This is a genomic window from Pseudomonas sp. MAG002Y, from assembly GCF_019400845.1.
Taxonomy (GTDB): domain Bacteria; phylum Pseudomonadota; class Gammaproteobacteria; order Pseudomonadales; family Pseudomonadaceae; genus Chryseomonas; species Chryseomonas luteola.
On record NZ_WOEJ01000033.1, the window covers coordinates 1 to 15,263 of the forward strand.

Sequence of the window (15,263 nt, forward strand, 5' to 3'; positions counted from 1 at the left end):
CGTACATTCAGGGAAAGTGAGCGTCTTATCTCAACGACGAATCTCAAGGGACAAATTACTTATTGCAATGACGCTTTTGTCGCAATAAGTGGTTTTACACGAGAAGAGCTTATTGGCAGTCCACATAATCTGGTTCGTCATCCAGATATGCCGGAGGGTGTATTCGGCCATATGTGGGATACCCTAAAACAGGGCAAAGCCTGGATGGGTATCGTCAAAAACCGCTGCAAGAACGGTGACTATTATTGGGTGAATGCATACGTCACCCCTATCTGGGAAAATGGCCAGATGGTGGGCTATGAGTCCGTACGTGTGCTGCCCACCACGGATCAGGTCCGACGGGCCGATGTCATGTATACACGGCTGCGTGAAGGAAAGCGTGCAGTACCAGTGACAGAAGCCATCAAGCATTCTGTCAAAATTGCATGGCCTACGCTTTTCAGCGGTGCGGTTATCTTTGGCGGTCATTTCTATTTCAACGACCTTGCCCAGGCAGGTGTGATTGTTGCCAGTGCACTAGGCATTACCTTCTGGCAGTTCAAGCGTCAGCGCTGGACCATTGAAAAGATCTTCGAGGCCAATCCGAAGATGTTTACCAGCGCCATCGTTGCGCCTACGTACAGTAACCAGTTTGGTGCGGCAGGCCAGATGGACCTCGCCTTGCAAAGCCAGGAGTCACGTTTGCAAACGGCACTGACTCGCCTGGTAGATACCGGCAACAACGTGCAGAGCAAGGCAGCAGAGTCGTCGCGTCTTGCACGTGCTCAAGCCGAGTTGCTTGATCGTCAGCGCCATGAGACCGACCAGTCAGCCACCGCAATCAATGAAATGTCTGCCACCATTCAGGAGGTTTCGCAAAACGTTAACCAGACGGCTCAGGCTGCTGGCGAGGCGGAGTCGCTGGCCCTGCATGGTCGTGACGTGGCGGATGAGAGTTTAGCCTCCATGAGGCAGCTGGCTGGCGCCGTGAGTGAAATTGGACAGGCAGTGGGTGAGCTTGCCGATTCCACCCAGTCGATCGGCAGTGTTGCCGATGTGATTACTTCGATTGCCGAGCAGACCAATCTACTGGCGCTTAATGCTGCGATTGAAGCGGCGAGGGCAGGTGAGGCTGGTCGCGGATTTGCCGTGGTCGCAGACGAGGTGCGCTCGCTGGCTTCACGTACGCGTGATTCTACCCAGCAGATTCACCAGATCATCGAGAACCTGCGTTCAGGCGCGCAGCGCGCCGTTGCTACAGCAGCCAAGGGCGAAGAGGCCTCACGGCAGAGTGAAGAACACACGGCAGCTGTACGCGAGGCACTGGAGGGAATCAGCCAGGCGGTCATGCGAATCACGGCCATGAGCCAACAGATGGCTACGGCAGTAGAAGAGCAGAGCCATGTGGCAGAGGACATCAATCAGCAAATTACCCGCATTGCCGAGTTGTCCGATCACAGCACTCAGCAGTCACAGCAAGGTGCCGTGCTCAGTGGTGAGCTTGAGCAGATGGCAGTCTATCTGCGTGATCTGGCAGCGCGCTTCAATCGTTGAAACCTCTTCCAGCAGAATAGTGCTTAGGTGTTACGTCGCGGAATGAAGGGGTTAGTGTGGTGAACCACAACAAAACTATGGACTGAAATCATTTTTTCTTGCGCTAGCGGTGAATCTGACTCATCGATTGCCAGACGATTAGATATCACCGCTCAGACCATATTTCAGATCACGCCTTCGCTTTTCTCAATGGGGGCTTGACGGGCTTAATGGTGAGCCCTGATCTGGTCGGACTCGCAGTATCAGCGAAGAATAGGTTCAGGAAGTCGTCGACCGGGTCCGGCTTGGCTGCGTGAGATGATTCGCCTTCACATGGCTTGAGCCAGCCCTTTACTCTTACGACATTGATGGAATATTTCGAGCCTAGCCGCAGCGGTGACTTAGCTTCTGAGCCTGTTAGGCAATGATGCCAGCATGGGCTACCGCAACCTGCCACTGACTGTTTGAGACTCTTTTCCAAATGCGCGTGAAGCGGAAATCTCCATTAGCAGGTTGATTGGCGTATCTACCAGTAATCTGGACCCGTACAGAAACAGCAACCGTGTCGATTCCGATCACTCGGACTTCTTGCTCTGAAGAGTCCAGTCTGGAAACACTAAGAGCACCTGATCCATGTGCTGATAGATCTGCTTCTTTGCCTAGGCATTGCCCCAGATGATTGGTAAAGATGAGGCTTGGAGACAGGAGTCTATCTAGCGCCTCGACATCGGAGGCCAGCATAGCTTGACGCAACTGCTCTTCCATATCCTTTATCTCACGCTCGATTTCCATGTCGGATTCTCATAATGTGCCTAACGACTAGTATCGCCCAGACTATACGTACGGTATAGCTTTGATATCGCTCATTTAGCTTTAACGCGAGCCATGGTTACTCCAAGCGCTGCACAGGGGCCTATCCAGATCGCTAAAACTACAAGCAGCAGCCTCTTGATCCTGTCCCCATACCCGTCTTCAAATTCCTGATGGGTAGCAAGGATGGTGTTCTGCTTCCTTACTGCTGCGGCATGGAATTCAAAGAACGATTCCTCTGTAAGACCTCTGCTATACGCCTGCTCGTAGTGTTCGAGGCCTGGCAGCTCGGGCAGGACAGGCATGGGTCGAGTCTGCTCTGGCCAGCTCAGGTACGTGGCGCCTGCGACCAGCGCGGTCCACATTACACAGGCAGCAAGCCAGCCCTTGAGGAAGCGGTGCATAAGCCTCCTTTTGCTCGAAACCCGTATAGCTACCCGCTCACGCTCTCTCTCAATCGATGCTACCGCTAACTCTTGATCGGACGGCATTAACAGCACCAGCCACAAGATAGCTATCGGTGCAACCAGGAAAACACTCAATAGGTAGTCGGCCATAGTTTTCCTCTAACTGAAGCGATGGTTGGCAGGTAGGTCGATACGAGCCAGCGGGTGACCTGGTTTGATCAATAGGCCGAAGACAAACACACCCGCCTGAACCGCCGCCAGACAGCCGAACGCCCATAAGAGCTGGCCCGCCTTGCGCTTAAGCAGGCGGCTGCGAGCTTCAAGCTCATTTACACCATGGCTGAGTGGATGGTCAAAGTGGCTCATACCGCCTGCTCCCGCTCCACGACATCGCCCAACAAACTACGGATGCGATCAGCACGACCAGTGAGCATGGCTTTGATTAGCAATACACCGGTACTCAGCACCACCAGCACTGCGAGTAGAGCGATCAGCACTTTCTCCAATGCTGCAAGGATCGCCAGCTTCCAGCTTTGGCTGGCCTCAAAATCAATCGCTGCCTGTGGGTATGGCTTGCTATGGACGAAGTGAGCAATGGCAGAGAGGTTCTGTGCATCAATCTCAAACAGTGCCTTTCCTTGCCTGGCGACCAGAGCATCGATGAAGCGTTTGGCAATACCGCTGTTGTAGCGATACCACTCCCTGGTTTTCTCAAACGATCCTTCTCTGACTTCTGGATGGCTGTGGTAGCGCACAATCATCTGGGCAAGCAGGTAATCAACCTGGAGCGAATCAACACTCTTACCGCTCTGGGCAATCGATTTGAGCTGATACTCCACATCCTGGGCCCGTCCCTCCTCAACCGCCGAAGTAAAGGTGACGTAGCTCGATGTAGCAGAACTTGATGGGTCATCAATGCCAAGCATTGTTGTGGCAAGCCTGGGTGCTCCCAAGAGCATGAGCGAAAAAACGGCTATCTTCAAAGCGGACGCAAGTTCTCCTGAAAATAAGCTAATGCCAGCAATCACCATACCCGAGACGCACACCGCAGGCGCGAAATAGGTGGACAGGATTTCTAGGAGCTGACCACGGATAGCCTCAATCTCAATTGAGGCTTGAAGCCCGATGCCCTGATCATGACCCGTAGTGTTGCCCACGTCCTTGAACAGCTGTGCCAGTTCTGCGGGTATGTCGATAGAGCTGATCTTGCCCAGATCTCCAAGCATCCAGCTGGCAGTCAGGGCGATCAGATAAAGAGCCAACACTGTGGCGGCTGCTTTCCACAGGAGACCTGTCTTGCTCTTGAGCCAACAGCAGCGCTCATCCAGCTCGGCCAAGCCTTGCCTGAATATCTGTGTTTGCTGATTCATACCTCACCTTCCGACTGGCTCCCGACCAGTTGTGTACGAAGGGAAGTACGCATCTGCTCAATCTGCTTCTGGGCATTACGCCGCTCACCCGCGCCCTTGCGAATGATCGCCTGAACATCCTGTACAGTCCTGATCAGCTCGTCTTGTACCTTTTGCAGCGTTTCAGGATCGATGGCCAGCCGCTGGTTGGCCTTGGCGGTGTCTACGGCATTGCGGTGCAGCAGCTCGGCATTGCTACGCAGCAGCGCATTGGTGGTGTCGTCGATCGATTGCGCCAGCTCGACGGCGTTGCGCTGCTCGTTGAGCGATACCGCCAGCATGAACTGGCGTTTCCATGCGGGAACTGTGATCTCCCGGATCGTGTGAAACTTGTCGATCAGCATCTGGTTGTTGGCCTGAATGATGCGAATTGCGGGCAGGCTCTGGTACGCCGAATGCTGCATGGCTCTGAGGTCATCGATGCGCTTGTCAAGGTTGGCAATCTGCGCGTCAAGATCCGCCAGACGTTGAAGCTGGGTAGGATCGTTATTGACGCTCTGGCGCATGTCTTCGGCCTGTGCGCGCATCTCGTTGAGCCGAAGGTGTCCGGCTGCTACGTGTACGCCCAGGAGATGATGCTCATTCTCCACGGCAGCAAACATGCTGTTCAGGGAGGCATTGCGCTCGGCAATGTTGCCTTGAGCCGTCTGCACCTCGCCGATAAGCTTTTCGATCTGCTCACGCGTGGTGTCAAAGCGAGCCAAAGCGTTGCCTCCTCGCAACTTGATTCGATTGATCAGGCCGCCAATGACCGGCAGGCGTGAGCGCTTTTGGGTGAGGCCGTTAATGTTGACCGAGCGGGCAAGGGTGACAACCTGGGAGAGCTTTTCGCCGGCGCTGTCGAGGTCCTTGTTGGTGATCTGGTCCAATAGAGGGTCTGCATAGCTGGACGTATGTGCCGCTACCTCACGCCCAAAGTTGGCCACGCTTACGAGGTCATCAAGCTTGATGGTCTGGGCAACGGTCTTGATCTGTTCGATATCCGTATCGCCAAGGCCAAGAGCGCTGAGGCTGTTGGCATCCAGCGTAAACACGGTAGCGGCATGGCGAGACTGCTGTGGCTGAATATAGGTATTCACAATGCGTGTTCTCCGTTGCTTAATGGATGCCGTCTAGGCTTTTGGAAAGGCTGCCCAGCAGGTCTTTGTGGGCACGAGTAGCCTCGGCCACCATCTCCGCGCTCATGTGGCGGGTGGTTAAAAGCGTCAGGGTGTGCTGGCGCCAGACCGGCACCAGAACGGTCACGGTCTCGTTGAAACGGTCCAGCATGTCCAGCGCCTGCGCACGGGTCAGTCGCATCTGGATCACGCTCATGTCGTGGGATGAGAGGAGGGTGGTCAGGTTGACGATCTTTCGCGTCAGGCGGTCTCGCGGGTTGTCGAACTCCCATTGCGCTTGCTTATGAAGGCCAAGTTCAGGGTTCTCGTCCAGGAACTCCCGTGCAGCCTGGATATACAGGCGTAGCCGGGCGGCCTCGTCCTGAAGGCTGACAAGAAGGTTATCCAGCGCCTTGAGCGTATCCGTGACACGCTGGGCATGGACCTGTGCCTCTTCGATCAGATCCTCAAGATTCTTGCGCGCGGAGTAGTAGCGTGCCTGGCGCTCAAGGTCCTTGCCTGTCCAACGCTCAAGCCGAGTAGGCTGTTTTGCCATCTTGCGCGGATCAGCGTCAGCGAGCCTTTCAACAATCTGGCCGATCAACCCAGCCAGTCTGGACACTGCTGCTGTTTCCATGAGGTCCGAGTAACGATCCACGCTTGAGCTGTCGATGGCGCCAGCGCCGTACTGTCCGATGGCATCGCTGTCAAGAAACAGGGAGGGCAGGGTCTCGGTCTTGATGTGCTCAACCGAGATCATGGGTAGGTTCATCTTTACCTCCAGCAGAGCCAGATTCAGTTACTGAACGCTGAGTGCCCCGTGGAGAAGACAACACCCCAACATCTCAGCCGTAGACCAAGGCTGGCAATCGAACCGGCACTTGGTGTGGCGTTAATGTTAAGGGGGTAATGTGGATTCTTATCCTCGTGGTTGGTACCCGTGCGGGTATCAACCACGAGGTTTGGTAGTAAATAATTCCCAAAAAAGGGGGAAATGGATGCAGCGCAGCGGATCGCCAAGTTAAATTTCAAGGCGAAACGGTAGGCCAATCAGAGGGAAAGGTGTGTACGCTGAAGTCCATCCAGACCATGGAATCGTTCGTAACCAGACCGACGACGGCTGGTATGTTCTCCCTGTCAGAAGCGGGGAATCTCCACGGGCATTCTTTGATGCGGCCTATGACTTCGATCCTGGCGCTAGCTATATAGCCGCCAAGGCGTACAACGATGCCTTGCGCCCATATACCGATGCAGTACGCCACTATCGAAACCAGCGCAGCGATAAAGGCCGCCCTGACCTGCCTGTCGGCATCACGCTGGCCACGCGCAAGAGTGTTAACCGGGGCGGCAAGGGCTCACAGCTGCTCTATAGCTTCAAGATATCGACCCTGAGAGGAAAGCCGGTGAATGTCTACATTGGTACCGCCAATACCTAGAAGGCAAATTTTGCCAAGGCGTTGGAGAGGGCTGTAGCGATCAGGGAAAAGAGTCGGGAGGCGTTATTGAAGCCTGCTCACACGAATACTGCCCGCGCTTGATAGCCTAGTTTCTGCCTGACTTGCATTTCACCAAACTCGTGAGAAGCTGATTTCATATCAACAGACGGAAGAGTTAGAGGAAATCAAAGTGACAACGACATACGAATCTCAGGTAATGCGAGGCATTGAGCTTTTGGAGCTTTGCCAAAAACTACAGTCCGAAAAAGATGGTGTAGACCGGCCAGATCCTCTTTCCATCGTTAAGAGTAAAACGCTTGATCAGTCCGCATTGGATGTAGAGAACGCAATTGTTTGGATGTCTTCAATCCTGAAGCTGTATCCGCAATCGCAAAAGCTGGCCGCATTGGGTAAAGAGCTTGAAGCGCAGGGAAAGATCAAGCTAGAGGCTGGAGACAGCTATAGCGAGGTGGCGCTGGACTATCTGTGTCACCAGCATGGGGTCGCTTGATTAAGGATTGGCCAATGATCGAATCAGATCTACCAGACAAGCCAGAGGATATTGCATCCCAGCAGGCAGTCTATACACTGAGAAAGACCAAGCTTGAAGTCCAGAAGCTGGAAGTTGAGATTGAAAAGTTAAGACTGGATAGCCAGAAAGCGCTCCTGGATATGCGCAAGGTATCAGGTGAGCTTAAGGAACAGCCTTGGGAAATTGTCCGTAAGTGGGTAACCGTATTTGCAGTGGGTGCAGCAGCTTCCTTTGCTGGAATGACTGCGCTGAACAAGGTACAAGAGGTTAAACATGATCAACAAGCAGCAACAGCCGCTGAAAAGCCCGTATCGGAACGAACAGGAATTTCAAACGTTCCTGGCCAAGATCGATCATCAGCAGTCCAAAAGTAGCCTGGCTCTGATTGCTAAAGCAGGCGCTGCCGGTGTAGCAATGGTGGTAGCTGGCGCTTATATGCTTCACTGGATTTCATCTTAACGATCCGCGAAAGGTAGCATATGGATGATATGGTTATGTTTGTATTTCTAGGCGTCTTCAGCGTCGTTTGGCTTGTTACTGCGATATATGAAGCTTCTAAAGCTTAACGTAGTAGCATTCTCAAATATTCAAGATAGCTTCGCATAAGAACGGTTATGTTAAATTGATATCACCTCTGCCTTCCTATCTGTTTTATAGCTAAAACATCGCCACCTTTCCTAATGCACTGTCTTCAACCCTGACTTCTGGCTGTATAGCCTAGCTTCTGCTTAGACCATACTTCCGCTGCTCGAATAGTTCCTCCACGTCATATCCGGCCTGGTCACATATGGCATTGTTGAAGTCAGCCATAACACGACGACCATTTGCTGATAATGCTTTGCGTATGCTTCAGATCTTAACTGAAACACCCATCAGGATCAGCGCTGACACTGTTTAGTTTAGATACGAAGCCTTTTTATCTCTAAAAGCTTCGTATCTGACTATAAACAATTCAGGCATTGGGCTTAACAAGCCTCATAGTCTGTGGGTCAAACTCTGCCCTGTGAACGATCTGAGGGATGACGGCCATTCCATCCAACGACGCAGCAATTATTTTTACCTTCGCTTGATCAAGTGAAGAGCTTATTGACTGACTGCTTGCAATAGCCGCGTAAAACTGCTTCGAAAATACGATGGCAGTTGAATCCTGAATTTCGTCGGGCATGCCTATGACGAACGGCACCGCTGAAAGCAGGCACTCTGCTCCATCTAAAGACTGACATGAATTTAGGACGACAAGCACTGGTGGATAATCCGTAGCGCCTAATGCCTGTTCGAGTAAAGAGAACGCAACTGCTTGGAGATCACCTTCAAAGTTGTTTACACCTAGATCGAATGCAAGGGTCTCTCTTGCTGAATGCCCTGAAAAATGAATGATATGAGGTTTTACATCATTGATGCCGTCCAAAAGATCCTGAAAAGAGGCGGCAGGCCTATAATAGATTTCAACTAGATCCCTGTATTTGGCACTGCGCAAGGCTTGCTGAACTTCTCTGAATTCGAATTCCGTCCTCAAATCAAGTAAGGGATTAGCAGCTAAGTACAATACTCTTAGTTTCTCAAGCTCTGGAGGGCGGGTATATATGTAGCGGATCTCCTTAGGCTTAGTAAGCTGGTTAACCTTGCGCTGATGCTCTAGCTCTTGGCGACGACGCTGTTCATCCTGACGTACACGAGTCGCCTGTTCTGCCCGTTCGGCGGCTATAAGCTGGCTAGTCTTCTGAGTCTGCTCCTTGCGATTCGCTGCTATCTTTTGGAGCAGGTTTGCTATCTTATGACTAGCCTCTTCCTCTTTTTTCTTCGCACGTATCGCAGCATTGGTATAGCTCTTATGCATAGAGGCAGACGAGGCTCTATTCGCAGCTGCCAACTGTTTGTTTAGACATTCCAAAGCTCTGGTTTCAATGACCTTATGATGATTTAGGTCTTTATAGAGCGCAGCTTCTTTTACTTGAAGATGATTGATAGCTCTTCGATAGTTGTCTATTTGAGACATGACCGTAGCCTCTTGACAGAAGGGTAAGGTTTTTATTTATGTGCATCCATACAGTTCTTTTGCCATCATGAAAGTTCACCCTCGCCGACCTGTCGTTGGACTCCTCTGTGTCTAAACATTTCTGCACGCTCAAGAAATGCAAATGATACATATTTCGTTATATTCGTAACGAATTATCTTGATATCGGAACAGAGTCATACCAAAATGAAACATTAAACCCAATTCGCGTAACGCATAATGGATTATCTATCCGAAGTCCTCAAGATCCTGGAAGGTGCCCTGAAAGCTAATGGCAGCATGGCAGTCAACTATGCAGGTCTTCTTGCAGATAAACTCGAACGCGATGGTGAGCGTCAACAGGCACGGTTGCTAAGAGAGCATCTGGCTCGTGCACCTAAAGCACTTGCTCACGCACAAGACGCCTCACGTGGCATCTCGCTTGGTCAGCCCCCTGTCGATGGGGAAAGTCGTCTTAATACCATCGATATCAGTCATCCCCAGCCAGACAGAGAGGCGCTTTATCTACCCAGCGCCATCAAGGCTCGCTTGGAAGAATTCATTCTTAGCGTGCAGCACCATGATCAGCTTGCTCAAGCTGGGGCCTCCCTACCCGCAAGACTTCTGGTGTATGGCCCTCCAGGTACAGGTAAAACCTTTCTGGCCCGATGGATTGCCGGAAGGCTGGGGCTTCCCCTGCTGACAGTCCGCTGCGATACCCTAGTCAGCAGCATGTTGGGTCAGACAAGTCGCAATCTTCGACGGGTCTTTGATTATGCCCAGCAAAGCCCTTCTGTGCTGTTTCTCGATGAGTTTGATGCCTTGGCTGGCGCACGAGGAAACGAGCGGGATGTAGGTGAGCTGCAGCGGGTCGTGATAGCTCTACTCCAGAATATGGATGCCCTTCCAGACAATTGCATTCTTATTGCTGCGACCAATCATGAACAGTTGCTGGATCCCGCTATATGGAGGCGCTTTGGCTTTCGTCTCCCAATGCCTTTACCTGATCTCGCATTAAGAAAGACCCTCTGGGAAAAGATGCTGGGAGACTATCTGCCAACCAAACTTGATCTCGATGAGCTGGCTAGCCTTTCTGCAGGTACTACTGGAGCATTAATCCAGCAGGTTTGCCTTGATAGTAAACGCGATGCTGTTTTCAAAGGACACCGTGTCATAGATGAAAACAATCTCTTTAGGCGTCTAGGGCTGACGCTTGCGATTGCCGAAGGCAAGCGGCTAGCTACTGTTGAGGATGAGATCAAGTGGCTAAGGCTCTGGTCACCCAAACGGTTTTCTCTTCGAGTGCTTGCAAGTCTTTATAACATTTCAACGCGGCAGGTAACGACTGTCGTCAAGGAGACCGAGTCGGATGCCTCCCAAGGAAGGAAATCGGAATAATCGACGTCAGGTCAGTGGCAATGTCGAGAACCCATTCATACATGTACCTTTCTCGGCAGGTGATCTGACGGGCTACAAGGTCAGTGGCGGTGCAAGGAAAGAATTGGTTGAGGTGACGTCAGGGTACCGTCGTCAGCTTGTACATCATCTCTCCAATGCGCACGATACACTGATGCCCACGATGGCTCGCTTTCCCGATACGCTTAGTAATATCGTGATCAAGCTGCGTGATACTGCCATCGCCAAGAGTCATCGTCCTACTGAACTGGCTACACGGGCTGGTCTTCTTCCCGCAGGACAAGGTCGGCTGGATGAGATGATCGTGGGTGGCCGAGAGGTGAACCTGGAACTATTGCGACAGGTTATTCTTCAAAATAACACGAAAGCAATACGTGCCAACCTGAGCGCTATAACCAGTTTTGAGGCTTGGACACAGGCCCGCCGCAATCCAGAAGGGGTTTCGGCACTTAAGGCACGCGGCTCTGCGTTGCTGCATGTCTTCCATTACATCTCACAGGACGCATCAGAGTTTGCATTGGAAGGTGTGATTCAGATGCTGGATGTTGCAGGTATAAGATACTCGCTTATACGTCAGCACCGTGGACAACCGTTGTTGCATTTGCACCAGCTACATGATGTTGCCAGAGCGGAGTTGGAGAATAGCCTGTCTCATCCAAGCATCCGTAGTGTAATCGCTGAACCCATGTATGGGTCCCCCGCACACGCAGGCATAGCCCCAACCGTTTTTGCGGTACCATTAGTTCCCGCCCCCGCGCCTGAATTACCTGTCGTGGGTGTATTTGATACAGGCGTCTCGCCTGGCGCTGATGCCCTTACGCCATGGATCATAAGCCAGGATCGCTATGTCCTTCCCCCAGATACTGACCATGTTCATGGGACAGCTGTTGCCTCACTGGTGGCCGCGGGCAGTATTCTTAACGATAGCCATGAGTTGTTTCCGGTAGCAGGTTGTCTGGTACATGATGTAGCGGGACTTGAAGTAACTGGGCAAAGCTTCTCTGTACTTGAGCTCAGGCTGCGTGAAGCATTAACTGCGAGACCTGACATTAAGGTATGGAACATCTCCTTTGGCAGCGAGGTGCCTTGCAATGATCAGGAGTTTGGTGTTTTCGCCCGTGCGCTGGATCAACTAAGCGATGAATTTGGTGTGTTGTTTGTTGTTGCCGCTGGCAATTATATAGACGAGCCGCGCAGGGGTTGGCCTGCAGAAACAGGCCTTGAGGATCGCGTCTCTGACCCGGCCGACTCGGTCCGTGCCCTGACCGTAGGCGCTATAACCCACCTTGAAGGGCCAGATACACTGGTATCCATCGACTCCCCCGCCCCTTACTCACGGCGCGGACCAGGTCCCCTCTTTTCTCCCAAGCCGGATGTTGTACATCTTGGCGGTGGGGTACATGCACCTTGGCAGTCTGGAGACTCCAGTATTGCCATCCTGCAGCCCGACGGAGGTCTGGGCCGTCTATTCGGGACAAGCTTTTCTGCTCCCATCGCCGCAGGAATGGCTGCACATACCTGGAGTGCGCTGTCGGGAGGTAATCAGCTCAATCCTACACCCTCGCTGGTAAAAGCCCTGTTGATTCATGCTGCCCAACTCTCTGGTGACGGCTTCTCGCCGCTAGAACGCCGCTATTATGGGGCGGGACTTCCACGAGATGTTTTGAGCACGCTTTACGACAGTGATGACAGTTTTACGTTGGTCTTTGATGCAAAACTCGAAGCTGGTGCATACCGCTGGAGAAAGGCGCCCTATCCTATCCCTGATGTCCTGATACAGAACGGCAAGTTTCGTGGCGAAGTAATCATTACCGCAGCCTATTCGCCTCCGCTGGATTCAAGTGCAGGTGCTGAATATGTTAGAGCCAACGTTGAGATCAGCTTTGGGCTGCTCGATGGAGATGCGATCACCGGTAAGGTTCCTATGGATCGAGAGCCGGGGATAGATACCCTTGAAAAAGCGCAGATAGAGCATGGCGGCAAGTGGTCACCTGTAAAGATCCATAGGGCCCGCTTCCCAAAAGGTGTAAGCGGCGAAAACTGGGCACTGCAGGCACAGTGTTCATTGCGGACATTCGAGCCCAGGCTAGAAGAATCGCTGAGTGTAACGATTGCAGTAACCCTAAGGGCCCTGGATGGCAACTCCGCCGTACACAGCAGTGGTCTGCGGGCTCTTATGAATACGAACTGGGTCAGTCAGCAACTTCCAGCCAGAGTGCCTGTTACTACCTGACCACAACTACTGCAACCTGAAAGGTCGAGGCGTGAACATGAGAAGATTTGCGATTCTGCGAAACGCAGGGATCACAGCAAGACCCCATAGCGGCAGTCCCAGAAAACTCTCTGCAGCACGGTCAGAACTGACTTTCGAGCGACTGCCTGAAAAAGCATTTGCCGAAATGCTAAAGGATCCCTCGGTAGATCGTATCTGTCCCGTCATGCCAACCAGGCTCATCAAGCCTATGGAAGGCCAGGTCAATAAGACCAGCCAGTCCTGGGGACTTGAGGTCACTGGTGTGGATAGATCTCCTTATTCCGGGAAAGGCGTCAAGGTTGCCGTACTGGACACAGGAATCGAACGAGACCATCCTGCTTTTGCCGGCGTTAATCTGATTGAACAGGATTTTACCGGGACGGGTAATGGGGACCATCAAGGCCATGGTACTCACTGCGCAGGAACAATCTTTGGCCGTGACATTCAAGGCAAACGGATCGGTATAGCTAGAGACGTTGAAACAGCCCTAATTGGTAAAGTGTTAAGGAATGACGGCTCTGGTGAGTCAGAGATGGTCTTTAATGCTATGCACTGGGCTATGGCTCAAGGTGCCAATGTAGTATCCATGTCCTTGGGCTTTGACTTTCCTGGGATGGTTGCCGCAATGGTTGCCGAGGGCTGGCCTGCTGACTTAGCCACCTCCACCGCCTTGGAAGCCTATCGGGGCAACATGCGTATGTTTGATGCCATCATGGGAATGTATAGAGCACAGGCACCGTTTAGTGGCTCACCACTAGTCATAGCGGCGGCTGGCAACGAAAGCAGACGCGAAATCAATCCAGAATACCGTATAGCCGTCTCGCTTCCTGCTGCCGCGGACGATGTCATTTCGGTCGCAGCTATTGGGCAGGCGGAGCAAAAGCTTACGGTCGCGCCATTTTCCAACAGTCTCGCTACAGTCTCCGCGCCGGGCGTTGATATCGTGTCTGCTGGATTACAGGGAAGCCTTTTGTCTCTAAGCGGAACAAGCATGGCGTGCCCCCATGTGGCAGGCATCGCGGCACTTTGGTGGGAGCAGGTACGTACTACAGGCAAGACGCCAAGCGCCACCAATATCAAGGCGATGCTTTTAGCCCATACCAGCAGGGAAACCTTTGGGACGGAGGTAGACGAAGCTGATATAGGTCAGGGAATGGTCATGGCGCCGCTTTGAGCCAGATGGCCGCGGATTAGTCCTGCGGCCGTTATCTCCTTACTTTGGTATCCGGCCATAGCACTTACTGGGCAGCCAGTTCTGTTGCGGTCCGCTCTAGCCGATAAAGCGTATTAAGGCTCAGAAACTCGACCAGATCCGCTTCCAAGTCAGACTCCATTTCATTATGAGCCCGCCTGTTTCTAAAGGTCTTAAAGATGCTGATAAACATCTCGGCTCGCCCCTCCTGCTCGCTTTTATCCATATCAGGCCATCCTAGGACGGCCCCTGCTCCGCGAAAGGCCTGTGTGAAAAGCTCTGCACCAGACTTGGAACGACCGGACCTTCGCTTGACAATAACCTCCAGCCGCGCAAATCCCTGCAGCAGTATTGCATTCGGATCCCTAAAAAAATCCAATGCCAGATCACTAATCCGATCATCTATCAACGCATAAGGCATGACAGGCTCAAAGGCTCTCAAGACCTGTCCCGATGTTCGACCATGCATACCAGCGTCAAAGATGTATTCATGCAGGCGTGTAGGGCGCACCTCGACCACAGCATCGATTTCCTTGATGTCCTTTGAGGTCAAAGAGGCTGCTACGATCCTGTCGATGATCCTTGAGGAGACCACATGTTCATCAACGTGAAAGCCAAAAGCGTCTAGGAGAAGTAAAGCTGAGGCTAGTGCTCGTGGCCCTTCTCCCAGATAACCCGAGGTAAAACCTGGTCTGATAGCGATAAGTTCATCGATTTCAGTCGTTATCAGAAAGGCGTGGCGAGGAGCGCTTACCAACTCAGTCAGCAACCTTACCCGACTAATAGCTGTTTGCTGCTGCAGGAGTGTACGAAGAGCGTTCAGGCACGGCTGAGAATTAACGGTGCCCAGATATTGAGGACCCTCATAAGGTTCCTTAATAAATCTTTCCAGCATGGTACGACTGTATCCTATCCATGAATGATTTTTTAATAGATCAGTATTTGGTGATGTGGTGGTTTGCTTACTGCTTAGTGTTACTTACAGTGTATAAGTGCGGCTGTGATAAGAAGGCTCATTGAGGGGAACGAGCTAAACTTCATTAAGGATGTCCCGCTAAATGCAATCGTGGAAGGACGCGCTGCACGCTATAACGCTGACCTAACTAACACGTCTCTATCAACAGGATTGAATCGCCCCTAGTTTCCTAGACACCTCTAAGCCTCATAATGAGGCCCGTTAGGAGGTGCCATGAGCAAGCAGCGT

Annotated in this window: 15 protein-coding genes; 7 read left to right on the plus strand and 8 right to left on the minus strand. The window is 52.2% G+C overall.

Annotated features, from left to right (window positions below):
• Window positions 1–1,533: PAS domain-containing methyl-accepting chemotaxis protein (locus GM154_RS25085; RefSeq protein WP_219654185.1), on the plus strand; the 1,533-nt coding region annotated here is incomplete at its 5' end.
• Between the two features lie 396 nt (window positions 1,534–1,929).
• Here the strand turns inward: GM154_RS25085 and GM154_RS25090 are convergent.
• From GM154_RS25090 to GM154_RS25115, 6 genes are all read right to left on the minus strand, one after another.
• On the minus strand, window positions 1,930–2,304 hold the full coding sequence (locus GM154_RS25090; RefSeq protein WP_197873372.1) for a nuclear transport factor 2 family protein: 375 nt from the start codon (window positions 2,302–2,304) through the stop codon (window positions 1,930–1,932).
• Window positions 2,305–2,375: 71 nt separating this feature from the next.
• Window positions 2,376–2,726 (minus strand): hypothetical protein, encoded by a 351-nt coding sequence (locus GM154_RS25095; protein ID WP_197873373.1) that lies wholly within the window; start codon window positions 2,724–2,726, stop codon window positions 2,376–2,378.
• A 162-nt stretch (window positions 2,727–2,888) separates the two neighbouring features.
• On the minus strand, window positions 2,889–3,095 hold the full coding sequence (locus tag GM154_RS25100; RefSeq protein WP_258020053.1) for a hypothetical protein: 207 nt from the start codon (window positions 3,093–3,095) through the stop codon (window positions 2,889–2,891).
• On the minus strand, window positions 3,092–4,099 hold the full coding sequence (locus tag GM154_RS25105) for a hypothetical protein (RefSeq protein ID WP_019366046.1): 1,008 nt from the start codon (window positions 4,097–4,099) through the stop codon (window positions 3,092–3,094). The genes GM154_RS25100 and GM154_RS25105 overlap by 4 nt, the downstream gene beginning before the upstream one ends.
• On the minus strand, window positions 4,096–5,217 hold the full coding sequence (locus GM154_RS25110) for a toxic anion resistance protein (protein ID WP_150345773.1): 1,122 nt from the start codon (window positions 5,215–5,217) through the stop codon (window positions 4,096–4,098). The genes GM154_RS25105 and GM154_RS25110 overlap by 4 nt, the downstream gene beginning before the upstream one ends.
• A gap of 19 nt (window positions 5,218–5,236) precedes the next feature.
• Window positions 5,237–6,007 (minus strand): toxic anion resistance protein, encoded by a 771-nt coding sequence (locus GM154_RS25115; RefSeq protein WP_150345772.1) that lies wholly within the window; start codon window positions 6,005–6,007, stop codon window positions 5,237–5,239.
• Window positions 6,008–6,299: 292 nt separating this feature from the next.
• On the opposite strand from GM154_RS25115, the gene GM154_RS25120 reads away from it, so the two are divergent.
• From GM154_RS25120 to GM154_RS25130, 3 genes are all read left to right on the plus strand, one after another.
• Window positions 6,300–6,671: a hypothetical protein gene (locus GM154_RS25120; protein ID WP_019366049.1), complete on the plus strand. Its 372-nt coding sequence runs from the start codon at window positions 6,300–6,302 to the stop codon at window positions 6,669–6,671.
• A gap of 217 nt (window positions 6,672–6,888) precedes the next feature.
• Window positions 6,889–7,182: a hypothetical protein gene (locus GM154_RS25125; RefSeq protein ID WP_219654188.1), complete on the plus strand. Its 294-nt coding sequence runs from the start codon at window positions 6,889–6,891 to the stop codon at window positions 7,180–7,182.
• Window positions 7,183–7,196: 14 nt separating this feature from the next.
• Complete coding sequence (locus GM154_RS25130; RefSeq protein WP_181123817.1) at window positions 7,197–7,577, plus strand: hypothetical protein; 381 nt, start codon at window positions 7,197–7,199, stop codon at window positions 7,575–7,577.
• A gap of 578 nt (window positions 7,578–8,155) precedes the next feature.
• Here the strand turns inward: GM154_RS25130 and GM154_RS25135 are convergent.
• Window positions 8,156–9,199: a CHAT domain-containing protein gene (locus GM154_RS25135; protein ID WP_219654190.1), complete on the minus strand. Its 1,044-nt coding sequence runs from the start codon at window positions 9,197–9,199 to the stop codon at window positions 8,156–8,158.
• A gap of 238 nt (window positions 9,200–9,437) precedes the next feature.
• Here GM154_RS25135 and iteA point away from each other — a divergent pair, with 238 nt between their 5' ends.
• The 3 genes from iteA to GM154_RS25150 are packed head-to-tail and all read left to right on the plus strand — an operon-like array spanning window position 9,438 to window position 14,041.
• Entirely contained in the window at window positions 9,438–10,595 is a 1,158-nt protein-coding gene (gene iteA, locus GM154_RS25140; protein ID WP_219654200.1) for an anti-phage ATPase IteA, read from the plus strand.
• Entirely contained in the window at window positions 10,567–12,846 is a 2,280-nt protein-coding gene (iteS, locus tag GM154_RS25145; protein ID WP_219654202.1) for a S8 family anti-phage peptidase IteS, read from the plus strand. The genes iteA and iteS overlap by 29 nt, the downstream gene beginning before the upstream one ends.
• Window positions 12,847–12,883: 37 nt before the next feature.
• Window positions 12,884–14,041, plus strand: a complete 1,158-nt coding sequence (locus GM154_RS25150) for a S8 family serine peptidase (RefSeq protein ID WP_219654204.1) — start codon at window positions 12,884–12,886, stop codon at window positions 14,039–14,041.
• A 64-nt stretch (window positions 14,042–14,105) separates the two neighbouring features.
• Here GM154_RS25150 and GM154_RS25155 read toward each other — a convergent pair whose 3' ends face one another.
• Entirely contained in the window at window positions 14,106–14,612 is a 507-nt protein-coding gene (locus GM154_RS25155; RefSeq protein ID WP_219654206.1) for a TIGR02391 family protein, read from the minus strand.
• Window positions 14,613–15,263 lie beyond the last annotated feature (651 nt).

What these genes read in the sequence shown, in the direction of transcription:
- GM154_RS25130 (WP_181123817.1), top strand. Translation starts at nt 7,197, where the DNA reads ATGATCGAATCAGATCTACCAGACAAGCCAGAGGATATTGCATCCCAG.
- GM154_RS25095 (WP_197873373.1), bottom strand. Translation starts at nt 2,726, where the DNA reads ATGCACCGCTTCCTCAAGGGCTGGCTTGCTGCCTGTGTAATGTGGACC.
- GM154_RS25100 (WP_258020053.1), bottom strand. Translation starts at nt 3,095, where the DNA reads ATGAGCCACTTTGACCATCCACTCAGCCATGGTGTAAATGAGCTTGAA.
- GM154_RS25135 (WP_219654190.1), bottom strand. Translation starts at nt 9,199, where the DNA reads ATGTCTCAAATAGACAACTATCGAAGAGCTATCAATCATCTTCAAGTA.
- GM154_RS25150 (WP_219654204.1), top strand. Translation starts at nt 12,884, where the DNA reads ATGAGAAGATTTGCGATTCTGCGAAACGCAGGGATCACAGCAAGACCC.
- GM154_RS25115 (WP_150345772.1), bottom strand. Translation starts at nt 6,007, where the DNA reads ATGAACCTACCCATGATCTCGGTTGAGCACATCAAGACCGAGACCCTG.
- GM154_RS25105 (WP_019366046.1), bottom strand. Translation starts at nt 4,099, where the DNA reads ATGAATCAGCAAACACAGATATTCAGGCAAGGCTTGGCCGAGCTGGAT.
- iteS (WP_219654202.1), top strand. Translation starts at nt 10,567, where the DNA reads ATGCCTCCCAAGGAAGGAAATCGGAATAATCGACGTCAGGTCAGTGGC.
- iteA (WP_219654200.1), top strand. Translation starts at nt 9,438, where the DNA reads ATGGATTATCTATCCGAAGTCCTCAAGATCCTGGAAGGTGCCCTGAAA.
- GM154_RS25125 (WP_219654188.1), top strand. Translation starts at nt 6,889, where the DNA reads ATGCGAGGCATTGAGCTTTTGGAGCTTTGCCAAAAACTACAGTCCGAA.
- GM154_RS25090 (WP_197873372.1), bottom strand. Translation starts at nt 2,304, where the DNA reads ATGGAAATCGAGCGTGAGATAAAGGATATGGAAGAGCAGTTGCGTCAA.